Annotated in this window: 15 protein-coding genes and 1 tRNA gene; 6 read left to right on the plus strand and 10 right to left on the minus strand. The window is 34.1% G+C overall.

From position 1 onward, the window contains the following. Positions 1-30: 30 nt before the first annotated feature. Positions 31-1,233 (minus strand): LETM1-related biofilm-associated protein, encoded by a 1,203-nt coding sequence (locus HNP35_RS09710; protein ID WP_184160779.1) that lies wholly within the window; start codon positions 1,231-1,233, stop codon positions 31-33. A 109-nt stretch (positions 1,234-1,342) separates the two neighbouring features. Then, a complete protein-coding gene (locus tag HNP35_RS09715) occupies positions 1,343-1,870 on the minus strand; it encodes a superoxide dismutase family protein (RefSeq protein ID WP_184160782.1) in 528 nt (175 codons plus the stop codon). A gap of 214 nt (positions 1,871-2,084) precedes the next feature. Here HNP35_RS09715 and HNP35_RS09720 point away from each other — a divergent pair, with 214 nt between their 5' ends. The 4 genes from HNP35_RS09720 to HNP35_RS09735 all read left to right on the plus strand — a co-directional run bounded on the left by HNP35_RS09720 (position 2,085) and on the right by HNP35_RS09735 (position 4,586). Beyond that, complete coding sequence (locus tag HNP35_RS09720) at positions 2,085-2,525, plus strand: META domain-containing protein (RefSeq protein WP_184160785.1); 441 nt, start codon at positions 2,085-2,087, stop codon at positions 2,523-2,525. A gap of 20 nt (positions 2,526-2,545) precedes the next feature. Continuing rightward, positions 2,546-3,067 carry a DUF4251 domain-containing protein gene (locus HNP35_RS09725; protein ID WP_184160788.1) on the plus strand — a complete coding sequence of 174 codons (522 nt, stop codon included), beginning with the start codon at positions 2,546-2,548 and terminating at the stop codon, positions 3,065-3,067. 49 nt (positions 3,068-3,116) lie between these two features. After that, positions 3,117-4,019, plus strand: coding sequence for a transporter (locus tag HNP35_RS09730; protein ID WP_246453431.1), 903 nt, complete (start codon positions 3,117-3,119; stop codon positions 4,017-4,019). Between the two features lie 81 nt (positions 4,020-4,100). Beyond that, positions 4,101-4,586: a hypothetical protein gene (locus tag HNP35_RS09735; RefSeq protein WP_184160794.1), complete on the plus strand. Its 486-nt coding sequence runs from the start codon at positions 4,101-4,103 to the stop codon at positions 4,584-4,586. Between the two features lie 77 nt (positions 4,587-4,663). Here the strand turns inward: HNP35_RS09735 and HNP35_RS09740 are convergent, their stop codons facing one another. From HNP35_RS09740 to HNP35_RS09775, 8 genes are all read right to left on the minus strand, one after another. Then, on the minus strand, positions 4,664-5,758 hold the full coding sequence (locus HNP35_RS09740) for a glycoside hydrolase family 18 protein (RefSeq protein WP_184160798.1): 1,095 nt from the start codon (positions 5,756-5,758) through the stop codon (positions 4,664-4,666). A 232-nt stretch (positions 5,759-5,990) separates the two neighbouring features. Continuing rightward, positions 5,991-7,796 (minus strand): acyl-CoA dehydrogenase family protein, encoded by a 1,806-nt coding sequence (locus HNP35_RS09745; RefSeq protein ID WP_184160800.1) that lies wholly within the window; start codon positions 7,794-7,796, stop codon positions 5,991-5,993. Positions 7,797-7,842: 46 nt separating this feature from the next. Then, positions 7,843-8,193 carry a four helix bundle protein gene (locus HNP35_RS09750; protein ID WP_184160803.1) on the minus strand — a complete coding sequence of 117 codons (351 nt, stop codon included), beginning with the start codon at positions 8,191-8,193 and terminating at the stop codon, positions 7,843-7,845. A 128-nt stretch (positions 8,194-8,321) separates the two neighbouring features. Next, a complete protein-coding gene (locus tag HNP35_RS09755; RefSeq protein WP_184160806.1) occupies positions 8,322-9,503 on the minus strand; it encodes a thiolase family protein in 1,182 nt (393 codons plus the stop codon). 97 nt (positions 9,504-9,600) lie between these two features. Next, positions 9,601-11,991 carry a 3-hydroxyacyl-CoA dehydrogenase/enoyl-CoA hydratase family protein gene (locus tag HNP35_RS09760; protein ID WP_184160809.1) on the minus strand — a complete coding sequence of 797 codons (2,391 nt, stop codon included), beginning with the start codon at positions 11,989-11,991 and terminating at the stop codon, positions 9,601-9,603. Between the two features lie 45 nt (positions 11,992-12,036). Then, the gene (locus HNP35_RS09765) at positions 12,037-12,495 is read right to left on the minus strand and encodes a MarR family winged helix-turn-helix transcriptional regulator (protein WP_184160812.1); all 459 of its coding nucleotides are present in this window, start codon (positions 12,493-12,495) and stop codon (positions 12,037-12,039) included. A gap of 221 nt (positions 12,496-12,716) precedes the next feature. Then, on the minus strand, positions 12,717-13,754 hold the full coding sequence (locus tag HNP35_RS09770; RefSeq protein ID WP_184160814.1) for a helix-turn-helix transcriptional regulator: 1,038 nt from the start codon (positions 13,752-13,754) through the stop codon (positions 12,717-12,719). Positions 13,755-13,966: 212 nt separating this feature from the next. Next, positions 13,967-14,581 (minus strand): HD domain-containing protein, encoded by a 615-nt coding sequence (locus tag HNP35_RS09775; RefSeq protein WP_184160817.1) that lies wholly within the window; start codon positions 14,579-14,581, stop codon positions 13,967-13,969. A 287-nt stretch (positions 14,582-14,868) separates the two neighbouring features. Between HNP35_RS09775 and HNP35_RS09780 the strand changes: the two genes are divergently transcribed. Beyond that, positions 14,869-14,986, plus strand: a tRNA-OTHER gene (locus HNP35_RS09780). Between the two features lie 250 nt (positions 14,987-15,236). Continuing rightward, complete coding sequence (locus HNP35_RS09785; protein WP_184160820.1) at positions 15,237-17,477, plus strand: hypothetical protein; 2,241 nt, start codon at positions 15,237-15,239, stop codon at positions 17,475-17,477. The last annotated feature ends 92 nt before the right edge of the window (positions 17,478-17,569 follow it).

A 17,569-nucleotide genomic window follows, 5' to 3' on the forward strand; every position in this document is an offset into this window, starting at 1 on the left:
AAATCGCCCTCTTAAAAAGGGCGATTTTTTTTATTCGTTTTCGTCTAAGTTTTCATTAAATGCTGATGGAAGCATTGTTGGAATAAACTTGATTAATATAGGCAGCAATAAACTTCCTCCTGGGAGTAAAAATATTGTCAGTGACGGAATGGTTTTACAAATATCTAAAAGCTGTTTTTTAACTTTTTTCTTCTCTTTTGCGTCTAAATCTCTAGTCGTAGAATATGCCAGTAAAACTACAAGTTCTTTACTTTGCATAATTTCTCTAATTAACCTGTTTTTGTTTCTAGTTATCAGTTTTACAACGCTATGCGTCATTTGATCATAGAAATGTTTAACAGGATTTGAGTAATTAAAATATGGAATCTTCTTTTTGTGAGTTGTAATAAAAGTATTAGTGGTATCCATACTTTTGGTTACAAAATCATCAGGAACTCCCATTGTGGTGCCTAAAGAATATAAAAAGTAAGCTTCTTCATTTTCTACAACACCATCGCTCCAAAGAGCCATTCCAGCCATATCAATTAGATAATATTGCTCCAATTTATTACTGAAATAATGTAATTGTAAGTTTTCTAAAGTATCAACGGTAACTTTTGAAAATTTAGAATATCGAATAGAAGCTTCAAAAAGCTTAATCAATAAATCGTCATGTTGTGATTTAACTGTTTTTGTTTTTAAAGCCAAACCAACTATTCCTAAAACTGTTTCTTCAATACGTTTTAAGTATTTTTCAGGAATTTCGCCATGTTCCAAATATTGTCTAAAAGCCAAAACATCAATAAACAATAAAGCATTGGTTACCAAATGCGAAAAGTTTTTGCTGATGATACTATCATTTGTTTGAACTCTTTGATCAATTATATTTTCAAGAGATAGGGAAGGAGTGTCTTTTGGTAACAAGATTTTAAACAAATTAAATCCTTCTGGATTCATTTGCTTATAAAACTTTAAAACTTCTGAAATGAAATTTTTAGGTTCCGAATTTCTTTTTTCTAGGCAGAAAACATGATAAAGCGTATTTAGTAACGCTGTCTTAGAAATTTCGGTTTTAAACCATCCTTTAATTGGAATTGGAATCTGCGAGTCTATAGCAATGATATGTCCATAAATAAATCCCGTTTCTCTTACTTTATAGTAAAAAGAATCTACAGTTTCAAAAGGAATCGCCTCTGAAAACTTTTGTTCACTAAAAAACTTATCTATCCAGCCTGGTGCTGATGGGTTAATCATTGACTTAATTTTGCTGATGCAAAGCTATGTCTTTTTCTTGTTTTAGAATTAATTTTAAATGAAATAACCGCTATATTTTGTGAAAATATAACGGTTATTATGATTTTTCTTATTTGATAATTCCTGCACAAGCAACTCTTCCTCCCGCATTTCCAGTTGGTTGAGTTGTAAAATCATCTGTTCCTGCGTGTACAATTAAACCTTTTCCAAGAATATCTTTGTTGCTGTCTCCGCATCCAATACACCATTCATCTGTAGTTAATGTGATAGAACCATTACCTTTTGCATCAGCAGTGAAGTTTCCGATATCTCCTTTATGGTATTCACCAACTCCCCATTTTCCATGTTTTTTAAATGTTGGGTTCCAGTGTCCGCCAGCAGAACTTCCATCTGCAGAGCTACAATCAGCTTTTTCATGAATGTGAATTGCATGTACTCCTGGCTCAAGTCCAGTCATTTTTGCAACAACGGTAACTTTGCCATTTTTTTCTGTAAAAACAGCTGTTCCGCCAACCTTGCTATTGCTTTTTGGTTCTAAGGCAACAGTTAAAGTTTTTGCGTCATTTGATTTGTTATTTGTCTTACAGCCAACGATTAAAGCTGTAATTATAGCGAAAGAAACGATTAGTTTTTTCATATTTACGGGCATTTTTAATTAAAGATTAAGTAAATTTAACATAAAATAACGGAATACATTAGCTCTAAAAGTTAAAAAAAAGTCAAACTATACGTTATAATTTAATACCGATTGAGCACAAAACCCAAAAATATTGCTTAAATTCGTTATAGTTTCTATGTATTTTTTTAGAATCCATACTTCTTTAACTTGTTCATATTTAATGTTTAAGATTATGATGAAAAAGATTTTTACCCTCGTTTTTTTTAGTTTAATATTGTTTTCCTGCAATAGTTCTAAAAACAAAAAAACTGATACTGCTTCGAAACTTGACGGCACTTGGGAACTAAATTATATTACTGGCCCTAGAATTACCTTTGACGGTCTCTATCCTAACAAAAAGCCTACTATAAATTTTGATACAAAAGAGAATAGGGTTTCAGGAAATAACAGTTGCAATTCTTACACCGGTAAATTGGTTGTAACTGATAATAAAATTGATTTTACACAACCAATGGCAGTCACTAAGATGATGTGTATAGATAATCAAGGAGAGCAGGTTTATATGAATACTCTTCAAAAGATAACATCATTTGATATTACTGATGATGGTAAAACTTTAAATTTTATTTCTGGAGATATTGCCATGATGCGTTTTACCAAAAAAGAAAAATAATTCTATTTAATCTATATTTTATGTCAGCTAAATTATCCGTTTTATTGTTAGTATGTTTTTTAAGTTTCCCCGCTTTGGCTCAACAGAAAACTAAGAAAGAACTTAAGGCAGAAGAAGCTCAAAAAAAGCAAAAGGAAATTGAAGAATTGATTGATGCCAAGACTTTTGTTTTTGAAGCACAAAAAGTTACTCCTCAAGGAGGAAGATTAATTATTTTAAATGATTATTCTTATTTCTTGAAATTTAATAGTGATACTGTTTCATGTGATTTACCCTTTTTTGGACGTGCTTTTAATGTGGGATACAATGGTGATGGCGGAATTAAATTTGAAGGTAAACCGGAAAATATTAAGGTCGGGAAAAAATCGAAAAACATTAATTTTCAGACAACTGTAAAAGGACAGAACGATACTTATGATCTGATGTTTAGAATATTCTATAACGGAACGGCAACATTATCTGTAAATAGCAATAACAGAGCGCCAATTAGCTATGATGGAATTATCCGTGCTCCAGAAGAAAAGGAAAAAAAAGCGGAGTAATTTATTTAATAAACTTGTCGCAAATTTGTTGGAATGTATGGTAAGAAAAATGTTTTGGTTCTTTAAAAAAAGACAGATTACTTTGTTTTTACTTTTTGGAATATATAGTTCCTATAGTCAAGATCTAGAACCAAGATCGTACGCTAATGTTCCGAAAGATCTAAATGTTGTGGCGGCAGGTTATGTTTTTACGAATGGAAATGTATTGACAGACCCTTCGCTTCCCATAAAAGATTTCTCGCTTAAAAGTCACAATCTTGCAGTAAATTATATTAGAACATTTAGTTTTTTTGAAAAACTGGCTCGTATACAAGTTACTCTTCCTTATTCATTTATGGATGGAGCAGCAACGATTAATGATGAATTGATAACGGGTTCAAGAACAGGTTTTGCAGATACGAAGATTCGATTTGGAGTTAATCTTCTCGGATCTCCCGCTTTGGATAAATCAGAATTTCGTGATTTTCAGCAAAAAACTATTTTGGGAGTTAGTTTTGTAACTTCAATTCCAACAGGAAAATATTATTCTGACAAACAAGTTAATATAGGAACAAACCGTTGGGGATTTAAACCTGAAATAGGTGTTTCTAAACGTTTTACTCATTTGTATGCTGAAGCTTATGCAGGAATTTGGTTTTATACTGATAATAATGATTTTATGGGTAAAAAACTCGAGCAGAAATCTACTTATAGTCTTCAGGCACATGCGAGTTATTACTTTAAAAATCAAATGTGGGTTGGGTTTAATACCAATTGGTTTTTTGGAGGAAAAACGATAACCGATGGAGTTTCAGATGACAGCCAAATCGATAATTGGAGAGTAGGAGGAACTTTTTCTACGCCTATTGCAAAAGGACAATCAATAAGATTACAATATCATGTAGGAGCATACACTAATAATGGACTTAATTATTATGCTTTGTCTCTGGCTTATCAATATTCATTTTTTTAATTTATAAGTGTTAATGTGTTAAAAATCAGTATATTTGAGAAGAGCATATTATTTTTTAAAAACAAATTTAAAATTGAAACCATGAAAAAATTAAGTCTTATCCTTATTTTGGCAATTGCCTCGTTTTCATCTTATGCGCAATCTTCTTTTACGGAAGATTTGGAAGTAGTGCAGAGTGTTTATGGAAAATCTAAAAGTGAATTAGTAAAACAATACATGAATTTGTCTGATGTTCAGGCGACTGCTTTTGCTAAAGTGTATGATGATTATGAAACACAGCGAAAAGTATTGGGACAAACCAAGTTTAAATTGATTAATGATTATGCAGCCAATTATGAAACGTTGACTGATGCCAAAGCTGATGAATTGGCCAAAGGAACTTTGAAAAATCATATCGCTTATGAGAAGCTTTATTGCAAGACATATTCAAAAGCTAAAAAAGCAATAGGGTCAATTAATGCTGCCAAATTTATTCAGTTGGAAGTTTATCTTCAGACTATTATTCGCAGTGAAATATTGGAGGCTATTCCGTTTATTGGGGAATTAGATAAATCGAAAGTGCAATAAAATTTTACTATTATAGAAAAAATAGAAAAGGCAGTTGATTATATTCAACTGCCTCTTTTATATACAAAAAACGAAGATTATTTTCCTGTTTTTACTTTGTAAATTTCGTTTACCATTCCGTCGCGGAAGCTGTCTAAAGTAAGTTCCCAAAACATAATTCCGCCTAATTTTTTAGCTTTTGCATATTCAGCTTTTGCTTTGATAGATCTTAAATCATCTGATGTCGCAAAAGTTTTTGTTGAAGCGTTATACCAATATGGAGCTTGAGCTTTTTCATCATAAAAATATTTCCAGCCGTTAGCCTCCGTGTATGTTGTAGCATAGTTTTTAAAGTCAACACCTTGAAAGTGCTCTCCAGCCTGATATAATCCGTTATTGATGTTTTCTACGTTCTTCCATTGTCTTGTATAAAACGCACCTCCAATTACTAATTTTTCAGCAGGAACACCAGCTTTTAATAAAAATTCAACAGCTCTATCAGTAGACTCTTCTTTAGGATTTGTACTGTACAATGGAGTATGATGACCTGTAACTTTTGAATATCCGTTTACTAAATCATAACTCATAATATTAATACGGTTTACAAATGGAGCAACAGCTTTCCAATCTATAGATTCATCTAAACATTTCTGGAAACCTCCTGCTGCAAAGCTTAATTCATATTTTTTTCCTAAAGTAGAACGTAATATTTTAATCAATTCAGTAAAATTAGGTTTATCAGCTGGTTGGTATAAATGACCAGGAAGTCCTTCGATTGATGGATATTCCCAATCTAAATCTAAACCGTCAATCTTGTAAGAATCACTTAATTGCTTTACTGATTTTGCAAATTTTAAACGCCCTTCAGCAGTAGAAAAAGCAGCAGAGCAAGGTTCGCAACCGCCCCAGCCACCAAGTGATACGATAATCTTTAATTGTGGATTTTTAGCTTTTAGCGAAACTAAATGCTTAATGGTAATTGAATCCTTAGGAGAATCAACTGTAAGTTTACCATCTTTTAAATGACAGAAACTAAAAATGATTTGGTCTAATTTACCAACTTCGTATTCATCAATTAGTTTAGAATCGCCTGTGTAATAGGCAATAATGTCCATTTTTTTATTTTTTTGAGCAAAAGTATTGGAGATACTAAAACACATTAAAAATAAAGCAATTAGAGTAGTTTGTTTCATTTTCTGGTTTTTTATAGTTTTTTAGAAAGCTAAAAGTACTGCAATAAATTTGATATTTTACTATGTCTAATCAAGTTAAATAATAATTTTAACGAATATTTTGCAAATTGATGCAAAAAACTTGCGAATTGTAGTTAAAATCTCTCTATTTTAAAAATAAAAAAAATAAACCCGCACAGTTTCGGACTTGTGCGGGTTTATAACAAATTAAAATCTAAAAACTATTTTGAAATTAGAAACAGTAAGTGTTTTCTGCAACTAATTTTTCTGCAATTTTTTCTCTAAGTGCCACAACATTTGGCAGGTTAGTATATTTAGTGAAACGTTTAAGTCCCATTAACATCATACGTTGTTCGTCTCCTTCAGAGAAAGAAGCAATTCCTTCTTTTCCTCTTAAGTTTACAATATCTACTGCTTTATACAAGTATAATTTTGCCATAGCGATTTGCTCTTGTACTTTATCTTCACCTTCTTTTTTAGCCAATTTCTCAGTTCTAAGAATTGTACTTTCAGCCATGTAGATTTCGATTAAGATATCAGCAGCAGCCATTAATAATTGTTGGTGAGAATCTAATTCTGGACCGTATTTTTGAACAGCGCTTCCAGCAACCATTAAGAAAACTTTTTTCAAGTTAGCTACGATTACTTTTTCTTCAGAGAACAGCTCAGAGTAGTCTGGAGTATCAAAAGATGGAATTCCCATTAATTCTTCTTGAACTTTCATTGCTGGTCCAAGTAAATCAACGTGTCCTTTCATTGCTTTTTTGATCAACATACCTACAGAAAGCATTCTGTTGATTTCGTTTGTACCTTCGTAGATACGAGCGATACGAGCGTCTCTCCAAGCGCTTTCCATTGGAGTATCTTCAGAGAATCCCATTCCACCAAAAACCTGAATACCTTCATCAGAACAGTTTTGAACGTCTTCAGAAACAGCAACTTTCAAGATGGAACACTCGATAGCATATTCTTCAACACCTTTTAATTCTGCTTCTTGGTGAGAAGTTCCTTCAGCTTCACGAGCAGCGATTCTATCTTCGATGTCTTTTGCAGCACGGTAAGAAGCACTTTCTCCAGCATAAGCGTTAGTTGCCATTTCAGCTAGTTTAGAACGAATAGCTCCAAAAGTTGAAATAGAAGTGTTGAACTGAATTCTTTCGTTAGCATATTTAACAGCTCCAGAAGTAACTCTTCTTTGAGCATCTAAACAAGCTGCAGCCAATTTAATACGCCCAACGTTTAAAGCATTCATTGCGATTTTGAAACCGTTTCCTCTTTCAGATAACATGTTTTCAACTGGAACTTTTGTTTCGTTGAAGAAAACCTGACGAGTAGAAGAAGCACGGATTCCTAATTTATGCTCTTCTTCATTCATAGAAATTCCGTTTGCTGGATCGTTTTCTACGATGAAACCTGTAATATTTTTATCATCTCCAATACGAGCAAAAACGATGAAAACGCTGCAGAAACCTGCATTCGAAATCCACATTTTTTGTCCAGTGATAGAGTAGTATTTTCCGTCTTCAGATAAAACCGCTTTCGTTTTTCCTGAGTTAGCGTCAGATCCTGCACCTGGCTCAGTTAAACAGTAAGCGCCAAACCATTCTCCAGAAGCCAGTAACGGAACGTATTTTTTCTTTTGCTGTTCAGATCCGTAAAGTGTAATTGGCATAGTTCCAATTCCAGTGTGCGCACCAAAAGCAGTTGAGAAAGAACCTGTTGCTCCAGAAATGTAGTCACAAACTAGCATTGTAGAAACAAATCCCATTCCTAATCCGCCGTATTCTTCTGGAACTGCAACTCCAAGAAGTCCAAGTTCACCAGCTTTACGCATAGAAGCTTCTGTATAAGCGTAATCTTTTTTCTCAAAACGATCTTTATGCGCCCATAATTCTTTGTCTACGAACTCTTTTACAGAGTCACGCATCATTAACTGCTCTTCCGAGAAATCTTCTGGTGTGAAGACATCCTCGCATTTTGTTTCTTTAACTAAAAACTGACCACCACGAGTCACGTTTTTTTCGATTGTATCTGCCATTGCTTATGTTTTTAGGTAAAAGATGAAAGAAGGAAGAAGCAAGATTTTAATTCAACTTACTTATGAAACCTGTTGTCATCCTTTGAAATTCAATTATTTTGTTTTCTATTTCTTCTGTTTTTGTTTTGGATAGATAATCATTTTGACAAGCTATCAACAATTGTGTTTGTAATTCAAATGACGAACCTAAACTAATATTCAAATAATGCTGAAAGTGTTTATTTCCTCTGTTTGAACCTTCAGCAATATTAGAAGGCATTGAAACAGAACATCTATTCATTTGATTTGATAAACTATATGTTTCTGATTTTGGAAAAGTAGAAGTTAGTTTATAGATATCGTTTGTAATTTCCATAGCTAAAATCCAAATTTTCAAATTCTTGAAATTGTGTTTCATTTTTTTTGAGGCAAGATAAGAAGAAAAATTAAAAGTAAGTTTTTTACTACTTTTAAAAATATCCATCTCAGGCTAACTTTTATCCCAAAGAGAAAGTCTTTCCTCTTGCTTCTTTCCTCTAAAAAGTCTTATAGCACCTCGTAAATCCCAGCACTTCCTTGTCCAGTTCCCACGCACATCGAAACGATTCCGTACTTATTACCTCTGCGTTTCATTTCATCAAATAACTGAACAGAAAGTTTAGCACCAGTACATCCTAGAGGGTGACCTAAAGAAATTGCTCCACCGTTTACGTTTACGATTTCAGGGTTAATATTTAATTCGCGAGTAACTGCTAAAGCTTGTGAAGCAAAAGCCTCGTTTAATTCGATTAACTCGATATCGTTTAATGTTAATCCTGCTTGTTTTAAGGCTTTCGGAATTGCTTTTACAGGTCCGATACCCATGATTCTCGGCTCAACACCAGAAGACGCAAAGTTTACTAAACGTGCAATTGGTTCAAGGTTTAATTCTTTTACCATTTCTTCGCTCATGATTAAAACGAATGCTGCACCGTCGCTCATTTGAGAAGAGTTACCCGCAGTTACACTTCCGCCAGCGGCGAAAACTGGTTTTAAACCTGCTAAAGCCTCTTTAGAAGTTCCTGCTCTTGGTCCTTCATCTTTATTTACAACATATGATTTTGTTTCTTTTTTACCATTTTCGTTGATGAAAGTCTGCTCAACAGTAATAGGAACGATTTGTTTGTCGAATTTTCCTTCTGCCTGAGCTTTTAATGCTTTCATGTGAGAGTTGTATGCAAACTCATCTTGGTCTTCTCTTGAGATTTTGTATTGGTTTGCCACCGCTTCAGCAGTTAAACCCATTCCCCAGTAGTAATCTTCGTGACCTGCAGCCGCAACTTTATAATCCGGAGTTGGTTTGTAACCTCCCATCGGAATATAACTCATGCTTTCTGCACCACCAGCGATGATACAATCTGCCATTCCAGCTTGGATTTTAGCAGTCGCCATTCCGATAGTTTCTAATCCAGATGCACAGTAACGGTTTACAGTTACACCAGGAACATCTTCTACTTTTAATCCCATTAAAGAGATCAAACGTCCAACGTTCAAACCTTGTTCTGCTTCCGGCATGGCATTTCCTACCATAACGTCATCAATACGTTTTTTATCAAAATTAGGCAGTTCGTCCATCATAAATTGAATGGTTTCTGCAGCTAATTCATCAGGTCTTTTAAATCTAAAAACACCTTTTGGAGCTTTTCCAACTGCTGTTCTATATGCTTTTACTATATATGCTGTTTTCATTTGTTTTTCTTTTTTTAAGATTGGTAGAAGCAAGAGGCAAGAGGAAAGACAAAACTTTGTTTTGAAGTCTTGCTTCTTGGCTCTTTCATCTTATTCTCTAGTTACGAAGTGGTTTTCCTTTAGTCAACATGTATTGAATTCTTTCTAAAGTCTTACGTTCTGTACATAAACTCAAGAAAGCTTCACGTTCGATATCTAATAAATATTGTTCAGATACTAAAGTTGCTTCAGATAAATCACCACCAGCCATTACGTAAGCCAATTTGTTAGCAATTTTCTTATCGTGCTCAGAAATGTATTTTCCAGCTTCCATTTGGTCAGTTCCCACTAAGAACATACCTAAAGCCTGTTTTCCTAAAACTTTAATATCATTTCTTCTGATAGGCTGTGTATATCCAGCTTCAGCCATTAGCAACGCATGTTTTTTAGCTTCAGCAATCTGACGATCTTTGTTTACTACGATAATGTCTTTTCCGTGTTGTAAAAGTCCAGTATCAAAAGCTTCATAACCAGAAGTCGAAACTTTAGCCATAGCGATAGTTAAGAAATACTCTTGAAGAACGTTTAATTCCACATCATTTTTGCGGAATAAATCAGATGCTCTTAAAGTCATTTCTTTAGAGCCACCACCACCAGGGATAACTCCAACACCAAACTCAACCAATCCCATGTAAGTTTCTGCAGCTGCAACCACTTTGTCAGCATGTAAGCTCATTTCGCATCCACCACCGAAAGTCATTCCGTGAGGTGCGACCACAACTGGAATAGAAGAATAATGGACACGCATCATTGTGTCTTGGAACAATTTAATTGCCATGTTCAATTCGTCATATTCTTGTTCAACTGCCATCATGAAAATCATTCCGATATTAGCTCCAACAGAGAAATTCGCTGCTTGGTTACCAATAACAAGACCTTGGTGTTCTTTTTCTGCTAGTTCGATTGCTTTATTGATTGCCGAAAGGACATCACCACCAATAGTATTCATTTTAGATTGGAATTCTAAGTTTAAGATTCCGTCTCCTAAATCCTGAATGATTGCACCACTGTTGCTCCAAACTTTTTTGCTTTCGCGAATGTTGTTCAGAATAATGAATGAATCTTGTCCAGGAACTTTTACTTGCGATTTTGTTGGAATATCGTAGAAATAAGTAGCTCCTTCTTTTACAGTATAAAAACTTTTACTTCCAGAAGCTAGCATTTCGTTTACCCATGCAGCAGGCTCTAAACCTTCTGCTTTCATGATTTCGATTCCTTTTTCAACGCCAATAGCATCCCAGATTTCGAATGGACCATTTTCCCATCCAAAACCAGCTTTCATAGCGTCGTCAATTTTGTAGAATTCATCTGTGATTTCAGGAACTCTGTTTGAAACATAAGCGAACATTCCAGCAAAACTTTTGCGGTAGAATTCACCCGCTTTATCCGTTCCTTTTACTAAAACTTTAAAACGGTTGATTGGTTTGTCTATAGTTTTAGTTAATTCTAAAGTTGCAAAATTTGCTTTTTTTGCAGCTCTGTATTCTAGAGTATTTAAGTCTAAAGATAGAATATCTTTATCTACTTTTTTGTAAAAACCTTGCCCAGTCTTGCTTCCTAGCCAGTTATTCTCCATCATTTTGTTGATGAAATCAGGAAGTTTAAATAATTCGTGTTGTTCGTCGTTTGGGCAGTTTTCATAAATACCGTTGGCAACGTGTACCAAAGTATCTAAACCAACAACGTCAACCGTACGGAAAGTAGCCGATTTTGGACGACCAATTACTGGTCCTGTCAATTTATCAACTTCTTCGATCGTTAATCCCATTTCTTTTACAAGGTGGAATAAACTTTGGATTCCGTAAATACCAATTCTGTTTCCAATAAACGCCGGAGTATCTTTGGCAACAACCGAAGTTTTTCCTAAGAATTTAGATCCGTAATCGTTTAAGAAATCCAATACTTCTTTTGAAGTTTTTGGACCAGGAATAATTTCAAATAATTTTAAGTAACGCGCAGGGTTAAAAAAGTGAGTTCCGCAGAAATGCTGTTGGAAATCTTCGCTTCTTCCTTCACTCATAAAGTGAATTGGAATACCAGAAGTGTTTGAAGTAACCAAAGTTCCCGGTTTACGGAATTTGTCGATTTGTTCAAAAACCAATTTCTTGATGTCTAAACGTTCTACAACAACTTCAATAATCCAGTCAACATTAGCAATTTTTGCCATATCATCTGTTGTATTTCCAGTAGTGATTCGGCTAGCAAATTTCTGACTGTAAATAGGAGATGGTTTTGATTTTAATGAATTCGCCAAATGGTCGTTTACCACACGGTTACGAACGGCTTTACTTTCAAGTGTTAATCCTTTTTTAGCTTCAGCTTCGGTCAGTTCACGCGGTACGATGTCCAGAAGTAAAACTTCGACACCAATGTTAGCAAAATGACAAGCTATACCTGAACCCATAATTCCGGATCCAATTACAGCAACTTTTTTAATTGTGCGTTTCATATTGTTATTATTTGTTTGTATGGAAAAATAAATGCCTTTTAAAGACTATTTATTTTCTGTGTTTTCTGTTTGATTAAATATGTTTTTATCGTGAATCAGTTCGTTGATGATTTCCGAAACTTCGATAAAATGATTCAGCTTTTCTTCTGAAACATGTTTTCTTACTGTTTCATTAAACTTTAGAACTGTATTTTTAGATAAATCTCTTTTTTCTTTTCCAAATTCGGTCAAGTAGATCAAAACGCCTCTTCCGTCACTTGGATTCTTTTTGCGAACAATTAAACCTTTTTCTTCCATAGATTTTAATGTTCTGGTCAGGCTAGTAGCTTCCATTCCCATTCTTGGGCCAAGAGCCGTTGATGGAGTTCCTTCTTCCTTATCCATACTTAAAAGAGCAAATCCTGTTGCCATTGTTGCGTCATACTTTGCAGCTTCCTCGTTATACATTCTAGAAACAGCTTGCCATGTCGCTCTCAAAATATAATCTATCGTTTTGTCTTTCATAGGTAACTATATCGATTTCAAATATAATTAAAAAATACTATGCATGCATATAATTTTTTAATAATTTTTTGGTTAGTTATAAAATATCCCTGATTTAGAGGGTTTTGGTTGTTTGTTTTAAGTGTAATATACTATTCTTTTCTTAGATTTTAACATTTTAGATGCGGTAAAAATCCTTTTTTTGTTTTTAAAACGCATTTAATTCTGTATTCTGTAAAAAATTATGAATTTAATTCAGTTTTGTTTTCAGAATCATAACGCAAAAGTGCCTCTTGAAGTACCTTTTTCATACGATTTCTCAGACCTTCAGGCCTTAAAATTTCAAGACAGCTTCCAAAACCTAACAGAAGACGTTCCATTTCATAATTGGGTATTACATATATATGTATAACAACACTTCCGTCTTCATTTTGTTTAATTAATCGCTGAGAAGTGTGCAAAGGTTTTGTGAGTACATAAGGCGCATTTGAAGCATCAACCCAAACTTCGATACGTCTAGGCTGTAAACCTGAATTTACGGTAACACCAATTACATTTTTATAATAATCATCAGCATCAAAATCTTCTTCTATATAAGTTAGATTAAAATCGTAATCAATAGAAATAATTCTGTCCAAGGCTAAATTGGTAATAGGTTGTAAAGCTTTTCTTTTTCCAATCAAAAACCAGCGATTATTGAATTCCTTTAATATAAAAGGATGAAAATGGAATTTCGTTTCCTCAGCAGATTTAAAAGATTTATAAGTAATAATGAGCACCATTTTTTTGATAATCGCCTGATATATTTCATCCAGATAATGCAGTCCTTTTAGTTTCTCATTTTTATCGAGATAAATAACAGGTTTTGTATGCGATTTCTCGGCGTAGATTTTATCCTCCAACCGCTGTAAAATATCTGATACATCATTAAATAAAGAGAAATCCTTAAACTGTTTCAGCATCGAAACCGTTTCTGTCAAAACATTCATATCGGTTTCCGTCAGCGGAATATCGGTTATCGAAAAATCTTCGTCTTCATATTTATAATACTTTTTATCGTAAACTACGATTGGCGCATTGTAACCCAATTTTTCACTGCGCATCAGCTGAATATCCATTTGAATGGTTCGCTTGCTGATTGGGTTTTGACGGCCTTCATATTCAGATAAAGCTTCAGAACATTCTTCGATTAAATCTTCGAGTGTCCATTGTCTGTATTTATTCTGAAGACATTTATCGATTGTTTTGTAGCGTATTAAGGCGTTTTTGTTTTGTGACATGGCTGTGTGTGGTTTTGCTCGCAAAGTCGCGAAGGCGCAAAGTTTTTTAATTCAATGATTATTAAGATTTGTTTCACGCAGATTAAAAATGATTTAGGCAGATTCAGCAGATTATTTAAAAAATAAAAATATTTTTAGATCTGCTCAAATCTGTAAAATCTGCGTGAAATAAAAAAACTTTACGCCTCTGCGTCTTTGCGAGATTCAATTTTTTAGCTTAATAACTTTATTTCATTCTCAATATTAGCACGAGCTTTTTCATCATACAAACTCCTAAATTCATTTGTTTGAAAAATAAATTCATTCTCCAGAAAATGCTTCAAAGCTTTTGCTCGTCCGGGTTTATAGAGAAAATCAGGATAAATGCGATATTCTTTTCTAATTTGTTGAAAATAGATTTTATAATCTTCCCAGTCTTTAGCGAGGATTTTCAAATCAAAATCGATTAACCAATTAATATCTCCAATTTCATTTTGCTGATGCTGTTGTGTTGCGCAGATTGCATCAAAAACTAATTGCTTATTTAAGCTGACATTTTCAGGTAAAACAGCCAAAGCATACTCAGCACTTTTGAGTTCGTTATCTTTTTTAGAAGCCGAATACACAAAATCATGATAGAAAATTGAAAATAATATTTCGTTTGGGTTTTCAAGTTTATCACGATAGACTTCAAAACTGGCAATCATTTCTTTTAAATGCGTGAGATTATGGTAATGCCTTGATTTTTTGGAATATGCCTTTTCTAAATCCAGCCAGTTTTGCTGAATTTCATTTACTGAAAAGCCAATATTGGAGAGTAAATCAGAATAAATTTCTTTTAAATTCATCTTGTTTTTTACTCAAATTTAAAATTCTTTTTTTACTGCGCAAAATAATTGCGTAGTGGTTTTGAAATCTTTGTTCAGGAAATAAAACAAATCGTATTTCTAAAAAATGAAACAAAAATTTTACTACGCAAAATAACTGCGTACTAGTTTTAAAATCTTTGTTCAAGAAATAAAAACAAACGTTCATAGAAATAGAAAAAAATAAAACAGGTCAAGTTTAAGTTACTTCGAAAACACTTTCCAATGTACCACTTACACCATTACCTTTTTATTTTTCAATCATAATTGGGGCAGTAGCTCAGCGGTTAGAGCAGGTAGTTTTGAAATTATCAATCAAAGGTCAATCAAAATTTACTTCTTACACTTTTAATGTCCGGGTCGTGGGTTCGAATCCCACCTGCTCCACAATTAATGGTCAATTAAAACTTACTTCAGACAACGGCTACTTTCGGTTCGAATCCGAACATAGTTTTAAAATCATCATTAATAAAAAAACGAGGGTCAAAATTAGCTTACTTCGGGGTAATCCCACCAAACTGTCACTTTGAATCAGCTAATTCATTACACTAAATTTCAGGTCAAGTGTTTCTTACTTCAAAACTCTTTTAGGTAGAAATCAGAAACGCAATTATCTAAATTTTAAAAATTAAAAAAAATGAAAACAAAAGAATTATTAAAAATCAGTTTACGTCAAAATGCTATTTTCATTCCGTCAGAAATGATTACGAATGACGCTAAAAATTTATCAGGAACAACATCAGTTTTGTTAGCCAATGTTTCTAAACTTGGATTTACATTTTCTGAATCATTGCTTCATGCTCTAAACAACGTAAACCCAAAATATAAAATCGAGGTTTTAGAAGTTTTAAGAGAAGTTTTGGGAACTGATAAAAACTGGACACCATTGGTAAAAGAATGGAATGTTCCAACAAACGAATCTGTTGTAGATCATATCATCACTTTTTTCGGAAATGTTTTCCAGACTAGAAATGGAACAACTTTACAATGCGGACATATTATCCCAGATAATACTTTCCCATTAGAAAGATACAATGGTTGTCCGTTCTGCGGAACTCCGTTTGAATTCGGTAAACTGGAAAATATCGGACAAGGAAGCAAATTGAAAATGTTGGAATTATGGTCAGAAAAAGATTTAAATGATTTCTATATATCGTTATTGCAATCAAAAACCGCTTTAGACGCTACTCAGGTAGATAGTTTAAAAATGGCGATGCAATATTTACCTTTACCAAAAACCGAAGTAGCAATGAAGGAAACTTTAATGCTAGTGATCGATCTTTTGATTGAAAACGGTAAAGAAAATGAGGCTTCTCAGTTTTTGAAAACGCCAACCGATATCTTACGATACTTATGGTACAAAAATACAGGAATGCTTCAGATTATCGAGCCAAAAACGATTATCAAACGAACATCAAAAAATGCACAGCATTTTCATAATGTTTTAGATACAAGTGTTCAGGCAAGAATTGCGTCTCAAAAAGATTTGAAACTAAAATATTCCCGAAAAGAATGTTTAATGGTGGCAAACTGGTTGAACGATATGGATATGGACGTTGAAGCCATGTGCGAAACGATGCATCCAAAAAGAGGAATGTGGGTTCGTTTTATCCGTGCGTTGCGTTTGGCAGAATACAGCAAAAGAAAAGGGTTTGAGAAATTGAACTTTTTAATGGATGTATTCTATAATCAAGTGTACGACGTTTGGCAAAGCAAAGTGAATTCGTCAAGATTGAAATTTGATGCCGATAAGACATTTGCGTTATTGAAACAGCGTCCAGGATTATTTGCTCGTTCGTTATTTTCGAATATGCTTTGGTTTGGAGCAGAAGAAACTATTGCTCATTTTGAAGAAATCATCGATAAAGTTCCAGCTCGTTTGGTGTTTACTTTGAACATGTATGCTCAAAATTATTTTGATAAAAACATACAGAGAAGTGTGAAACCTTTGGGTGGAACAAACAAACGAATTGGTGCAAATCAATTGTTGGGATTATACGAAGATTTTCAGTTGGAAGAAATGAAAACTAAAATCGAAGAATTGTGCCTTTTGGCTATGAAAAAACGATTTGCTTCGGTTCCAAATACCAACAAAACGATTTATATCGATCCGCAATTGTTTAATATTCCGGTTTCTATTGGAGATCGAAGCGAAACAGTTCAGGATTTGCCAGTTGCTTTAATGGGAACACGTTTCCCAGTTGAAGGTAACGAAGTACGATTGTTTATGCAGTGGGGTAAAGACCTTCCTGCACAACATTTGGATATGGATTTGAGCTGTCATATTGCCTACGAAGATCGTTCAGATATTTGCTCATACAGCCGATTGACGACTACAGGTTGTCAGCATAGCGGTGATATCCGAAGCATTCCGAATAAAATTGGAACAGCCGAATATATCAACATCAACATCGACGAATTGGCGAAAGCCAAAGCAAAATTTGTAACTTTTACTTGCAATGCGTACAGCAACGGAAGTATTACGCCAAATCTAGTCGTAGGTTGGATGAACAGCAAACACCCGATGAAAATTTCGGAAAGAACAGGTGTAGCATACGATCCGTCGTGTGTAGATCATCAGGTTCGTGTGACGCAGAATGTTGCCAAAGGTTTGGTTTTTGGAGTGTTGGATGTAGCCAAAAGAGAAATCGTTTGGTTAGAGATGACTTTCGGAGGTCAGGTTGTAGGTGGTTTGGATTTCAAAGGAGTTCAGGCACTATTGGCAAAATTGAACAGCAAATTGAATATTGGTAGTTTGTTACAGCTAAAAGCGGAAGCTCAAGGTTTAACAATCACCGAAAATGAAATCGCTGATGAGGTGTATACAGCGCAATGGGCGATGAATCCAGCGGTTGTTACGCAGTTGTTAATAGATTAGGTCCAAAGGTTCAAAGGTTTTGTGGAGACGCACTTCTGTGCGTTTCTGCAGAGTTTGGTAAATTTAATCTCGCAAAGGCGCGAAGTCGCAAA

The organism is Flavobacterium notoginsengisoli (assembly GCF_014207905.1).
GTDB lineage: Bacteria > Bacteroidota > Bacteroidia > Flavobacteriales > Flavobacteriaceae > Flavobacterium > Flavobacterium notoginsengisoli_A.

What these genes read in the sequence shown, in the direction of transcription:
- HNP35_RS09730 (WP_246453431.1), top strand. Translation starts at nt 3,117, where the DNA reads ATGTTTTGGTTCTTTAAAAAAAGACAGATTACTTTGTTTTTACTTTTT.
- HNP35_RS09760 (WP_184160809.1), bottom strand. Translation starts at nt 11,991, where the DNA reads ATGAAACGCACAATTAAAAAAGTTGCTGTAATTGGATCCGGAATTATG.
- HNP35_RS09735 (WP_184160794.1), top strand. Translation starts at nt 4,101, where the DNA reads ATGAAAAAATTAAGTCTTATCCTTATTTTGGCAATTGCCTCGTTTTCA.
- HNP35_RS09715 (WP_184160782.1), bottom strand. Translation starts at nt 1,870, where the DNA reads ATGAAAAAACTAATCGTTTCTTTCGCTATAATTACAGCTTTAATCGTT.
- HNP35_RS09725 (WP_184160788.1), top strand. Translation starts at nt 2,546, where the DNA reads ATGTCAGCTAAATTATCCGTTTTATTGTTAGTATGTTTTTTAAGTTTC.
- HNP35_RS09745 (WP_184160800.1), bottom strand. Translation starts at nt 7,796, where the DNA reads ATGGCAGATACAATCGAAAAAAACGTGACTCGTGGTGGTCAGTTTTTA.
- HNP35_RS09785 (WP_184160820.1), top strand. Translation starts at nt 15,237, where the DNA reads ATGAAAACAAAAGAATTATTAAAAATCAGTTTACGTCAAAATGCTATT.
- HNP35_RS09755 (WP_184160806.1), bottom strand. Translation starts at nt 9,503, where the DNA reads ATGAAAACAGCATATATAGTAAAAGCATATAGAACAGCAGTTGGAAAA.
- HNP35_RS09740 (WP_184160798.1), bottom strand. Translation starts at nt 5,758, where the DNA reads ATGAAACAAACTACTCTAATTGCTTTATTTTTAATGTGTTTTAGTATC.
- HNP35_RS09720 (WP_184160785.1), top strand. Translation starts at nt 2,085, where the DNA reads ATGATGAAAAAGATTTTTACCCTCGTTTTTTTTAGTTTAATATTGTTT.
- HNP35_RS09770 (WP_184160814.1), bottom strand. Translation starts at nt 13,754, where the DNA reads ATGTCACAAAACAAAAACGCCTTAATACGCTACAAAACAATCGATAAA.
- HNP35_RS09765 (WP_184160812.1), bottom strand. Translation starts at nt 12,495, where the DNA reads ATGAAAGACAAAACGATAGATTATATTTTGAGAGCGACATGGCAAGCT.
- HNP35_RS09775 (WP_184160817.1), bottom strand. Translation starts at nt 14,581, where the DNA reads ATGAATTTAAAAGAAATTTATTCTGATTTACTCTCCAATATTGGCTTT.
- HNP35_RS09710 (WP_184160779.1), bottom strand. Translation starts at nt 1,233, where the DNA reads ATGATTAACCCATCAGCACCAGGCTGGATAGATAAGTTTTTTAGTGAA.
- HNP35_RS09750 (WP_184160803.1), bottom strand. Translation starts at nt 8,193, where the DNA reads ATGAAACACAATTTCAAGAATTTGAAAATTTGGATTTTAGCTATGGAA.